The sequence below is a fragment of the Streptomyces sp. genome, from assembly GCF_019510245.1.
In the GTDB taxonomy this organism is placed as follows: domain Bacteria; phylum Actinomycetota; class Actinomycetes; order Streptomycetales; family Streptomycetaceae; genus Streptomyces.
Window position 1 is genome coordinate 1 of sequence record NZ_JAEKKT010000151.1, and the last position, 12,091, is coordinate 12,091.

Consider the following 12,091-nt stretch of genomic DNA (forward strand, 5'->3'; position numbering starts at 1 on the left):
GCGTCGAGACGATCATCTTCGGCCCGGCCGACTTCATGGCGTCGATCAACATGAAGTCGCTGGTCGTGGGCGAGCAGCCGCCCGGCTACCCGGCGGACGCCTACCACTACATCCTGATGAAGATCCTGATGGCCGCCCGCGCCAACAACCTCCAGGCGATCGACGGCCCCTACCTCCAGATCCGCAACATCGACGGCTACCGCGAGGTCGCCCGGCGTGCCGCGGCGCTCGGCTTCGACGGCAAGTGGGTGCTGCACCCGGGCCAGGTCGAGGCGTCCAACGAGATCTTCTCGCCGTCGCAGGAGGACTACGACCACGCCGAGCTGATCCTGGACGCGTACGACTACTACACGTCCGAGGCGGGCGGCAAGAAGGGCTCCGCGATGCTCGGCGACGAGATGATCGACGAGGCCAGCCGCAAGATGGCCCTGGTCATCTCCGGCAAGGGCCGGGCCGCCGGCATGCAGCGCACGTCGAAGTTCGAGATCCCGGAGGCCTGAGGGCGATGCAGTTCGGACGCACGTACGAGGAGTTCGAGGTCGGGGCGACGTACAAGCACTGGCCCGGGAAGACGGTCACGGAGTACGACGACCACCTGTTCTGTCTCCTCACCATGAACCACCACCCGCTCCACATGGACACGAACTACGCCGAGAAGACGACGGACTTCGGCAAGAACGTGGTGGTGGGGAACTACATCTACTCCCTCCTGCTCGGCATGTCCGTCCCGGACATCTCGGGCAAGGCGATCGCCAACCTGGAGATCGAGTCGCTCAAGCACGTGGCGCCGACCTTCCACGGCGACACGATCTACGGCCAGACGACCGTGCTGGACAAGTGGCCCTCCAAGTCGAAGGACGACCGCGGGATCGTCTACGTCGAGACCAAGGGCTACAAGCAGGACGGCACGCTGGTGTGCATCTTCCGCCGCAAGGTGATGGTGCCGACCGAGACGTACATCAAGGAGCGCGGCGGCGAGCAGCCGAGCCGCCCCGAGCTCAAGGAACAGGGGAAGTAAGCGATGGCCCGTCTCGCCCAGACCGCCGGTCTGACCGACGTCCAGCAGGAGATCCTCTCCACCGTCCGCGACTTCGTGGACAAGGAGATCATCCCGGTCGCCACCGAGCTGGAGCACCGCGACGAGTACCCGCAGCAGATCGTCGACGGCCTCAAGGAACTCGGCCTGTTCGGCCTGATGATCCCCGAGGAGTACGGCGGCCTGGGCGAGTCCCTCCTGACGTACGCGCTGTGCGTCGAGGAGATCGCACGGGGCTGGATGTCCGTCTCCGGGATCATCAACACGCACTTCATCGTGGCGTACATGCTCAAGCAGCACGGCACGCAGGAGCAGAAGGACCACTTCCTGCCGCGGATGGCGGCCGGCGACATCCGGGGCGCGTTCTCGATGTCCGAGCCGGGCCTCGGCTCGGACGTGTCGGCGATCACCTCGAAGGCGGTGAAGGACGGCGAGGAGTACGTCCTGAACGGCCAGAAGATGTGGCTGACGAACGGTGGCACCTCCTCCCTCGTGGCCGTCCTGGTGCGAAGTGACGAAGGACACCCCGAGGGCACGGCCCCCCACAAGTCGATGACGACCTTCCTGGTGGAGAAGGAGCCCGGCTTCGGCGAGGTCCGCCCCGGCCTCACCATCCCGGGCAAGATCGACAAGATGGGCTACAAGGGCGTCGACACCACCGAGCTGATCATGGACGGGCTGCGGATCCCGGCCGATCGGGTGCTCGGCGGGGTCACCGGCCGAGGTTTTTACCAAATGATGGACGGCGTCGAGGTCGGCCGCGTCAACGTGGCGGCGCGTGGCTGCGGTGTCGCGCAGCGTGCGTTCGAACTGGGCGTCCGGTACGCCCAGCAGCGTCATACTTTCGGCAAGGCCATCGCCCAGCACCAGGCCATCCAGTTCAAGCTGGCGGAGATGGCCACCAAGGTCGAGGCCGCCCATGCCATGATGGTCAACGCCGCACGTAAAAAGGACTCCGGGGAACGAAACGACCTTGAGGCCGGGATGGCGAAGTACCTCGCCTCCGAGTACTGCAAGGAGGTCGTGGAGGACGCCTTCCGGATCCACGGCGGCTACGGCTTCTCCAAGGAATACGAGATCGAACGCCTGTACCGTGAGGCACCGATGCTGCTGATCGGCGAGGGCACCGCCGAGATCCAGAAAATGATCATCGGGCGGAGGTTGCTCGAAGAGTATCGATTCCAGGGCTGATTGTCCCGGTACGGGGTGTTTTCTTCGAGAAGAAGATCACACCCCGTCAACGGTCTTCGGCCGCCGACTCGGCTTCCTGGCTTGCCCAGTTGTAGCCCCCGACCGGTACGATCCCGGAAAGCCGCCGTCCCCATTTCCCGCGCGGCATCATCCGCTACGAAGGTCATCCATGCCCCACAGCCAAACCTCTGCACATCGAGACAGCCTGGCCGGCGTACGCCTCGCGCGCGGAGCATCGCCGTGGCTTCTCCCGACCGTCGCCACCGCAGCCGTCAGCCTCCTGCGCGCCCGTCGCTCCGGCGCCGCCAAGGCCGTCGCCCTGCCCGCCACCGCGCTCGCGGCGGGCATGCTGTGGTTCTTCCGCGACCCCGAGCGTGAGATCGCCCAGGGCCGTGTCATCTCTCCCGCTGACGGCGTGGTGCAGAGCATCATGCCGTGGAAGGACGGACGCACCCGCGTCGCGATCTTCATGAGCCCGCTCAACGTCCACGTCAACCGCGCGCCCCTCGCGGGCGAGGTGACGTCGGTGGAGCACATCCCCGGTGGTTTCGTTCCCGCCTTCAACAAGGAGAGCGAGAACAACGAGCGCGTAGTCTGGCATTTCGACACCGAACTCGGCGACATCGAGATGATCCAGATCGCCGGCGCGGTGGCCCGCCGTATCGTCCCCTACGTGCCGCAGGGCACGAAGGTCGAGCAGGGCGACCGCATCGGTCTGATCCGCTTCGGCTCGCGCGTCGACATCTACCTGCCGGAGGGCGTGGAGGTCGCGGTCGAGGTCGGCCAGAAGACCGTGGCTGGGGTGACTCGCATTGACCGTGATTGATCCTGAGACCCAGGCGGGCTGGGTGCCCGAAGCCGACGAGATCGGCGACGACGAGGAGGAGATGCCGCTCTCTCTCCGCCTCTCGATAGCGGACACCCTCACGCTCGGCAACGCCACGTGCGGTTTCATGGCGGTGTACTTCACCACCACCGGCATCCTGATCCCGCACCTCACCGGGGACGACCAGTCGGCCGGCATGGCGCGCCACAGCGCCGCCACCGCGGTCATCCTCATGCTCTGCGCGGCGGTCTTCGACCTCTTCGACGGCCTGGTGGCACGCAAGCTGCGCTCCTCCCCCATGGGCGCGGAACTGGACAACCTCTCCGACCTGATCAGCTTCGGCCTCGCGCCGGCGTACTTCGTGCTCGTCTACGGCATGGTGGCCGACGACGCGTACCAGAAGGTGGCCGCGGTCGGAGCCGTCGTGGTCCTGCTCGCGGTGGTGCTGAGACTCGCGCGGTTCTCGTGCGTGACCCCGCCGAACGGCATGTTCCAGGGCATGCCGTCACCGTTCGGCGCGCTGACGGTGGTCTCCATCGTCCTGCTGGAGCTGCCCTTCGTGGCGACGCTTCTCGCCATCCTGGGCACGGCCTGGCTGATGGTGAGCCGGGTGGAGTACCCGAAGCCGCGCGGCCGCCTCGCGGTCGCGATGCTCGCCTGGATCGTCCTGTCGATGGGGCTCCTGGTCTCCTGGGCCTTCGACGCGCCCAGCGGCCAGCTCCTCCTCCAGACCGGCTGCGCGCTGCAACTGGTGATGGGCGCGGTGATCCCGCTGTTCGCCACGGCACGCCGGGTGAACAATTTCCGCGACAACAGGCGCGAGGCGCGGGCGGCACAGCTGCCCTGACGCTCCGCACACCGCCGACGGGCGTGGCCCGAGCCTTCGAGGCTCGGGCCACGCCCGTTTCGCGTTCAAGGGCGTACGGCGTTGGCCATTGACCGGTCAACCACCCCTGGCCGAAGCCGAGTTGCAAGGGACGGGACAGAAGAGGACGGTGGAATTGGGTTGAACTTTACGGGGATTTGTCCCCATTTAGGGATGGGGATGACCCGCCTCTTACGGATCGGAGTACAGCCATGCCCGCACCCACTCCCAAGGACTACTCGGTCCCGCACGTCTCCAAGCTGCCGGCGAACGAGGGCGACACCGTGCACCTCTTCGTCCGGGAGTACGACGGCACCCAGGGCAACCAGCCGCACGAGGTGGTGCTGATGCTCCATGGCCGGAGCGTGCCGGTTCTCGCCGGGTACGACCTGACGGTCCCCGGGTCCGACATCGACTACAACTGGGCACAGGACCTGGCCAAGCACCACTACGACGTCTTCATGATGGACCTGCAGGGCAACGGGCGGTCGCCCCGCCCGAAGATGGACGAACCCCGCAACGCCAGCCCCGCGCAGCGCAGCGTCCTCTCCCCCAACCCGCTGTCGCCTCCGTACACCGGCCCACCGCTGTACCCGCACCAGCTCGGGAACACGGAGAGCGAATGCGCGGAGCTGGCCACCGTGGTCGCCTTCGTCAGGTCGCTGCCGGGCAGGGACAAACCCCTGGACTTCATCGGCTGGTCCGCCGCGGCACCGTCCATGGGTCCGTACACCCTGCAGCACCCCGAGGACGTCAAGAGCCTCTTCCTGCTCGCCCCCATCTTCCCGCCCGCGGGGCGGTGGTCGGGCGATCCCCCGGATCCCTTCGCCCTTCCGGCGGGCACCTCGCTGCCGGTCTCCGACCCGCCCACCCTGTACGGCTTCCCCATGTTCGTCAGCGACAAGAACGGCTTCGTGAACGCCTGGAACAAGGAGCAGGGCACCCCGCCGCAACGCGAACCCGGCATGGAGAACACCGCGTGGGCCGCCATGATGGCGAACGACCCCCTCGGCAGCACCTGGGGCAAGGAGCTGTCACCCGGCGTGTACGAGGGCATCCACCGGTTCCGGAACTCCTACTTCTGGGGCTGGACCAACGAGACGGTGCCCTACCAGGACGCGCTGGGCAACTACATCCTCGGTGACCGGGTTCCTGTCGCCATCGTCTACGGAGAGCTGGACAAGACGGCCAACACCGCGCCGAACGTCCCCGTCCCGCCGCCGCTGCGGTTCTCCGTGCCGGCCCTCTACAAGGCCGTCGGCGGCCCCGAGAAGCTGATGTTCGAGCTGGAGGGCGCGGGACACTCCGTGGTCTGGGAGCGCCCCGCGGAGATCGTGCACGACATCGCCTTCCAGTGGCTCCACAACAAGCACAAGGTGTGGGGCCTCACGAGCGGCAGCTACTACCGCGACTCGACGGGCGTCCTGACGCCGAACTAGCCCGCCTCAGGCGAGGAAGTCCCGCGCGATCTGCTCGGCGACCCGCTCCAGGATCGGTCCGGCCTCGGCGATGCACCGCACCACGTCCGGTTCGATCTCGGTGAGCGGGTAGGCCCGGCGGATCCCGGCCCGGCCGAGTGCCGCCGGCGGCAGGGCGAGGCGGCCGCAGACCGCCACGACCTCCTTGCCGGCGGCACGCGCCGCCGCGGCCACCCCGGCCGGCGCCTTGCCGTGCAGGGTCTGCTCGTCGAGGGAACCCTCACCGGTGATCACCAGCGACGCCCGCTCCAGCGCGGGGGCGAAGCCCAGGACGTCGAGCATGACCTCGATACCGGCTCGGAAGCGCGCGCCGAGCAGCAAAGCGCCGTACCCGATGCCCCCGGCCGCCCCCGCACCCGGCGCGACCGCGTACTCGGCGGCGCGCGGACCGACCTCGGTCTCCAGGACCTTGGCGAAGTGGGCCAGCGCGGCGTCCAGGAGCTCCACGTCGTCCGGCGAGGCCCCCTTCTGCGGGCCGTAGACGGCCGGCGCGCCCTTCGGGCCGGTGAGCGGGTTGTCGACGTCGCTGGCGAGAACCAGGTCGACGGTGGACAGGCGCGGGTCCAGGCCCGACAGGTCGGCACGGGCCAGATCGGCGAGGCCGCCGCCGCCCGGCGGCACCGGTCCGCCGTCCGCGTCGAGGAAGCGGGCGCCGAGCGCCGACAGCATTCCGGCCCCGCCGTCGGTCGTGGCACTGCCCCCGACCCCGAAGACGATCGTGCGCGCGCCCGCGTCCAGCGCGGCCCGCAGCAGCTCTCCGGAGCCGTACGTGGAGGCCGTCAGGGGCGCGAAGACACCGCGGGGCAGCCGCTGCAGGCCGCTCGCCTCGGCCATCTCCACGACCGCGGTGCCGCCGCGCAGCGCGAACGCGGCGGTGACCTCCTGCCCCAGCGGCCCGGCGACCTGCCGCTCATGGCGTTCGAATCCGGCCGCGACCGCCGCGGCCACCGTGCCGTCCCCGCCGTCCGCGACGGGCAGCGCCTCGACGTCGGCGCCGGGCACGATGCGCCTGAGCCCCGCCGTGACCCGCTCGGCGACCTCCACGGCCGTCAGCGAGCCCTTGAACTTGTCCGCGGCGATGAGCACGCGCTGTGTCACCTGTATCCCCTTGCTCTCCGGGCCTCGCGCACGTCAAGGCCAGTCGCGCCGCTGTGACCTTAACCGGAGGACACCCTTGCCGTCATGCCCCGCCCGAAGCCTGGGAAGCGGCTGGGAGCCGCCTGCGAAAACGGTTAGACCTCAGCCATGACCAGTCTGGGGCCCGACTACGCCGACCGCGTCCTCGGCGGCAGGCTCGAACGGCGTTCGGCTACGCGTTGTTCATCGCTCCCTGTTCGCGTTCGGTGACGGCCGCGCCGCCGCTGTCCGGGAAGTGGGCGCGCAGGCGGTCCACCGCGTCCAGGTGGGACTCGCGAACGACGTAGCGGGTGATCCCCCAGCGGCGCCGGTGCTCGTCGAGCGCGGCCGTGATCTCCCGTTCCGTGCCGACCCACGCGTAGGGGGACACGAGCACGTCGGCCGGGGAGCAGTTCAGCTGCCCGGCGATGCGTTGGGCCGCGGCCTCGGCGTCGTCGGTGACCTCCACCAGCTGGACCAGCGCTTCGCGCGCCGGGGCTGTGGACCGGCCGGCGGCGCCCTGTTCGATCAGGTCGATCTGGCGGTCAATGTCCTCGGCGTTCCAGCGCGTCTCGTGCGTGTGGCCGTCGGGCAGGGTGCGGCCCAGCCCGCTCAGGCCCACGACGTCCGCGTGCGCCCCCGCCCAGCGCAGCAGCGCGGTGTTGCCGCCCCCGAAGGTGAACGGCACATCACTTCGGACCGGGCGCGGCCTGGTGAGCCGGGCCTGGCGGACGCGCGCCTCGGGGCCGTCGAGGGTGACGGTCTCGCCCGCGAGGAGGGCGCGGCAGGCTTCGGCGACGACCTGGAAGCGCCGGACGCGCCCCGCCACGTCCGGCCGCTGCCGGCCCAGCATCTCCCACTCGGCCGGGGTGTGGCCCGCGCCCAGGGCCAGGCGCGCGCGTCCGCCCGAGACAAGGTCCAGGGTCGCGACGTCCGACGCCAGCAGCAGTGGCTCGCGCACCCCCGCGTGGGAGACGTAGGAGCCCACGCCGAGGCGTTCGGTGACCGCCGCCGCGGCGGCCAGCGCGACGAACGGGGAGGCGGCGGTGCCCGGATGGTCGGCCGCGAGCAGCGCGTCGTACCCCCCTGCCTCCGCGCGCCGGGCAAGCGCAGTCCAGGAGGCTGCGTCTCGCGGCTGGGCCTGTACGGAAATGATCGGTGCCTGCATGTCAGGAGGCTAGGGTGAGGCCCCGCCGGGCGGCGGGATTTGCGCGTGTGGCGAAACCGTCCCGCCCGGCTCGGGCACGGCGTCAGCCCGCCGCCGCGTTCTCGGAGACCGGTGTCCGCCCCTCCGCGGGCTCGGCGAGGCCGCGGAGCGGGCGGTTCAGGACCACGTAGCAGATGAGCAGCACGTACAGACCGCCGAACAGCCCGAGGGTGGGGCGCAGGCCGATGTTCTGCGCGAGCCAACCCGTGGCGAAGATGCCGACCGGCGCGGCGGCGAAGGCCATGGCCATCACTGCGCCCCAGACCCGGCCCAGTGCGTCCGGCGGGGTGGAGCGCTCCACCACGCCGGTGACGAGGGGGTTGACCGGTCCGCTGGCCAGTCCGATGGCGAAGGTGATCGCCAACATGATCCACAGCCCGGGTTCGGCGACCATGGCCAGCCGGGCGGCGCAGATCAGCGCGAAGCAGCCTACGAAGGTCGCCCACCGGTTGGCCAGCAGCCTACGGCTCGCCGGGGCGTAGGCGAAGGATCCGACGACCGCGCCGATGCCGTTGGCCGCCAGCAGCAGCCCCACCGCCCGCTCGCCGCCCAGCAGTTCGCGGCTGTAGACCGGCAGCACCACCGGAGTCAGCGCGTCGTCCAGGAAGTTGGTGCACACCACCACGCTGATGATGGCCGCCAGCACCGGGGTGCGCAGGATGAAGCGCGCGCCCTCGGTCACCTCCCGCAGCAGGCCCGGACGGGCCCCGGCGGACCCCGCCGCGTCGCCCGGTTCCGCCTCCTGGGACCGCGAGGCCGGCTCCCCGCCCGGCACCGCCATGATCAGCAGGGCCGATGCGAGGAACGTGCCCGCGTCCACGTAGAGCACGGTGGTCGGGCCGGTCAGGCCCGCCATCAGCGCGGCGAGCGGCGGGCCGACCACGAACGCCACCCGCTGGGCCGACGCGAACAGCGAGTTGGCGGTCTCCGAGCGCACCTGCGCTCGGGCGGTCACGCGGGGCAGCAGTGCCAGCCGGGCCGCGGCGCCCGGCGCGTCGGCGAGGGTGCGCAGGAACAGCAGCGCCATCAGTGCCGGCAGCGCCAGACCGACCGTGCCGTGCAGCAACGGCACCGCGGTCATGCACGCCCCGGCGGCCAGGTCGGCGACCACACTGGTGCGCCTGGGACCGACCCGGTCGGCGATCACACCCCCGGCGAGGCCGGCCACGATCATGGGCAGCGCGTTGGCGAACCCCGCCGCGCCCGCCTCGGTGGCGCTGGAGGAGATCTGCAGCACGTAGAGCGGCACCGCGACCAAGGTCATGGTGTTGCCTATCCAGGACAGGTAGTTCGCCGTCACCAGCGCGGTGAGGGGGCGCCTGTCACGGGTGGTCGTCGATGTCATGTGGACGGGCTCTTCTTCTCTCGGGTCAGTTCGGCGAGCATGCGGTTCACTTCGTGCAGGGACATGCCCGTCGTCGAGAGCGGCTGGGCGCCGTGCTGCCGGGTCAGCCTGGTGAACTCCTCGGCGGCGTCGGCCGCCGCGGCCCGCACGGCCGCCCCGTCGACGGCGTCCGGGGCGAACTTCCAGGTGAACACCGCTTCCTCGCCGTCGGTTTCGAAGAGGACGGCGACGGCGTGGTAGCGCGTGGCGTCGTCGTTGCCCGAAGGCCCGATCTGCTCGCCGACGGTGAACAGCCGCTCGTTCTCCGCGCCCGCGAGCAGCGTACCCAGGTAGTTGAAGGACAGTTCGGCCCGTCCCCAGCCGGCGGTCTCGCCGCGTACCTCGGGGTCGGCGGACCAGCGCAGCGCCAGATAGCCCTTGCCCCCGTCCGGTACGGCGTCCAGGGCGCGGCCCACCTGCCGCAGGTGGCGGCCCGGGTCGTCGGCGAAGGGCAGGCGGAGCGGGTGGCTGGTGGCGTAGAAGCCCACGGCGCGGGCCGGGTCCCCGCCGTCCGCGAGCGGCACCTCCCGTCCGGTGGCGATGAGGTCGAGGACGACGTCCCGGCCGCCGAACCAAGGCCGGGTGGCCCGGGCGACCGCCGTCAGCGCGACGGCCGGCCGGTCCGCGGCACCGGCGCCCGACGGTATCGCCGCACGCACCCTGTACGCCGTCTCGTCGCCGATCCGGTCCGGTCCGCCGGTGCGGCAGCCCAGGGGGGCTGCGCCCGCCAACTGGTCTCGCCAGTAGTCGCGTTGGTCTCGCACGTCGTGGTCGCGCCAGTCGGCCGCGTACACCGACGGGTGCCGGGCCTCGGCGGCCGGCCTGGCGCCGTGGTAGGCCCGGTCGAGGTCGTCCACCAGGATCTGCCAGGACAGGCCGTCCACGACCAGGTGGTGTGCGGTCAGGACGATCCGGTCCGGCTCGCCGGGGATCAGGGAGGCCGCGAACAGCGGTCCCTCGCGCAGGTCGAAGGCGGCGCGGTGGGCGGCCGCCACTCGGGCCGGATCGGCGCCCGGCGCCTCGACGCGCCACAGCCGGCGGTCCGTGGCGTCCGCACGCCAGCCGGTGTCCGTGCGCCGGAACGCCGAGCACAGGCCGGGATGGGCGGCCGCCACCCGTTTGACGACCACGGCCAGCCACTCGGGGTCCAGCGGCCGGGCGGCCGTGAGCACCAGGCTGTGCGCCCACAGCTCCGGGTGCGGCAGGCCGCCCTCCAGCAGATCCTCCTGCTCGGGGCTGACCGCCCCTTCCGCCGGCTCGGCACCGCCTCGGGTGGTGACGGACTCCGGCCGGACCAGGGCCAGTTGGCCGCGCATGGTGGGAGCGCGGAACAGCTGCCGGGCGGTGAGGGCGAACCCGGCCCGGCGCAGCGCGTGGGCGAGCCGGATCGCCGTCAGGGACGTACCGCCGCACTCGAAGAAGTTGTCGTCCGGGCCCGGCTCGGTGCCCAGCACCTCCCGCCAGACCTCCGCGATCCGGCGCAGCTCGGCGGGGTCCACCGGAGCGGGGGCCGCGGGCGCCGGCGCGGCGGCCCGCGCGGGGACGGGCGCGGGAGCCGCGGCACGGGTGCGCAACGGTTCGTCCGGCCGCTCCACGAAGACCCGCACCAGTTCCAGGAGGCGTCCGACGAGCCGGTCGACGGTGGTGTCGGTGAACAGTTCGGTGCGGTACTCGAACCGTCCGTACAGCCGGTCACCCGCCCGCCACCAGCCGACCGTGATGTCCATCGGGGACACGCCGTCCTCGACCTCGACGCCGTGCACCTCGGCGTCGGGCACCCGGACCACGGTGTCGTCGAAGTCCAGCACGAGGTGCATGGTCTGCAACAGGGGGTACCGGTCGAGGCTGCGCTCGGGCGACACCGCGTCGACGATCTCGCTGAAGGGCACTTCACGGTGGTCGGCGACGACGGCCGAGGCCTGCCGCACCGCGTGCAGGATCTGCGTCGGCGTCGGGTCGGCGGGCAGCCTGGCCCGCAGCGGGACGTTGGTCAGCAGGAAGCCGATCAGGTCGTGGGTCTCGGGCCGGCCGCGGGTCGCGCTCGGCAGGCCGACGACGATGTCACGCGATCCGGTCTCCTCGTGCAGCAGGCCCACGTAGACGGCCAGCAGCGCGTCGGACAGGGTCAGCCGCGAGGAGCGGCACATCGCCAGGAAGGCGGCGCTGAGCCCGTCGTCGAGCCGGAAGTAGTGGTGTTTGCCCTCGTGTCCGCGGCCCTCGGGGGGCGCGTCGTAGGGCAGCGGCAGATGCGCCGGCACGCCCTCCAGGTGGGCGCGCCAGAAGTCGCGGTGCGCCCGGCGGCGGTCACCGGTAAAGCACTGCCGCTGCCAGACGGCGAAGTCGCCGTACTGAACGGGGAGTTCGGGCACCCGTGCGGGGCGGTTCTCGCGGGCCGCACGGTAGTGCTCCAGGAGTTCCCGGTTGAGGCGGACGAACGACCACTGGTCGGTCACCGAGTGGTGCATCGTCTCGATCACCTGGTACTCGTCGTCCGCGGCGCGCACCACGACCACCCGCAGCAGCCCGCCGTCGGCGAGGTCGAACGGCCGCCGTACCAGCGCGCGCACGGTCTCCGCGACGGCGTCCGGCTCGGCCCGCAGGTCGAAGAACTCGACCGGCGTCGCGAACTCCTCGCTCACCCGCAGCACCGGCAGGCCGTCGCGGACCTCCACGCGGGAGCGCAGCAGTTCGTGGCGGCGCACCAGCGCGGTGACGGCCGCCCGGAACGACTCCTCGTCGAAGGCGCCCTTGAACCTCAGCCCGGTGCTGATGTTGTAGGTGTGCCGGCCGGGATCGAGCTGGTCGAGGATCCAGATGCGCTCCTGGTCCAGGCCCAGCGGGGAGACGGAGCGGTCGCCGGAGCGCCGGGTGAGTTCCGGCTCGGCGGCCGGGCCCTCCTCCCCGTGCCGCAGTCGGCGCTGGAGGGCCGCCCGCTGTTCGGGCGTCAGCCGGGCCAGCCGGTCGGCGACGGTGCGCGGTCGGGTCACG

At 71.3% G+C, this 12,091-nt stretch carries 10 protein-coding genes; 6 read left to right on the plus strand and 4 right to left on the minus strand.

Annotated features, from left to right (window positions below):
• The 6 genes from JF597_RS27355 to JF597_RS27380 all read left to right on the plus strand — a co-directional run.
• Positions 1 to 500 (plus strand): aldolase/citrate lyase family protein (locus JF597_RS27355; RefSeq protein ID WP_294001320.1); only part of this gene is annotated, 500 nt, incomplete at its 5' end.
• 5 nt (positions 501 to 505) lie between these two features.
• Entirely contained in the window at positions 506 to 1,018 is a 513-nt protein-coding gene (locus tag JF597_RS27360) for a MaoC family dehydratase (protein WP_294001323.1), read from the plus strand.
• A gap of 3 nt (positions 1,019 to 1,021) precedes the next feature.
• Positions 1,022 to 2,227 carry an acyl-CoA dehydrogenase family protein gene (locus JF597_RS27365; RefSeq protein WP_294001326.1) on the plus strand — a complete coding sequence of 402 codons (1,206 nt, stop codon included), beginning with the start codon at positions 1,022 to 1,024 and terminating at the stop codon, positions 2,225 to 2,227.
• Positions 2,228 to 2,396: 169 nt separating this feature from the next.
• Entirely contained in the window at positions 2,397 to 3,053 is a 657-nt protein-coding gene (locus JF597_RS27370) for a phosphatidylserine decarboxylase (RefSeq protein WP_294001328.1), read from the plus strand.
• A gap of 22 nt (positions 3,054 to 3,075) precedes the next feature.
• Positions 3,076 to 3,900, plus strand: a complete 825-nt coding sequence (gene pssA / locus JF597_RS27375; RefSeq protein ID WP_294001429.1) for a CDP-diacylglycerol--serine O-phosphatidyltransferase — start codon at positions 3,076 to 3,078, stop codon at positions 3,898 to 3,900.
• Between the two features lie 230 nt (positions 3,901 to 4,130).
• Entirely contained in the window at positions 4,131 to 5,357 is a 1,227-nt protein-coding gene (locus JF597_RS27380) for an alpha/beta fold hydrolase (protein WP_294001330.1), read from the plus strand.
• Positions 5,358 to 5,363: 6 nt separating this feature from the next.
• Here JF597_RS27380 and JF597_RS27385 read toward each other — a convergent pair whose 3' ends face one another.
• From JF597_RS27385 to JF597_RS27400, 4 genes are all read right to left on the minus strand, one after another.
• Positions 5,364 to 6,500, minus strand: a complete 1,137-nt coding sequence (locus JF597_RS27385) for a glycerate kinase (protein ID WP_294001431.1) — start codon at positions 6,498 to 6,500, stop codon at positions 5,364 to 5,366.
• 205 nt (positions 6,501 to 6,705) lie between these two features.
• Positions 6,706 to 7,680, minus strand: a complete 975-nt coding sequence (locus JF597_RS27390; RefSeq protein ID WP_294001333.1) for an LLM class flavin-dependent oxidoreductase — start codon at positions 7,678 to 7,680, stop codon at positions 6,706 to 6,708.
• An 82-nt stretch (positions 7,681 to 7,762) separates the two neighbouring features.
• Positions 7,763 to 9,064, minus strand: a complete 1,302-nt coding sequence (locus JF597_RS27395) for an MFS transporter (RefSeq protein WP_294001336.1) — start codon at positions 9,062 to 9,064, stop codon at positions 7,763 to 7,765.
• Positions 9,061 to 12,090: a condensation domain-containing protein gene (locus JF597_RS27400; RefSeq protein ID WP_294001339.1), complete on the minus strand. Its 3,030-nt coding sequence runs from the start codon at positions 12,088 to 12,090 to the stop codon at positions 9,061 to 9,063. The genes JF597_RS27395 and JF597_RS27400 overlap by 4 nt, the downstream gene beginning before the upstream one ends.
• Between the last annotated feature and the right edge of the window lies 1 nt (position 12,091).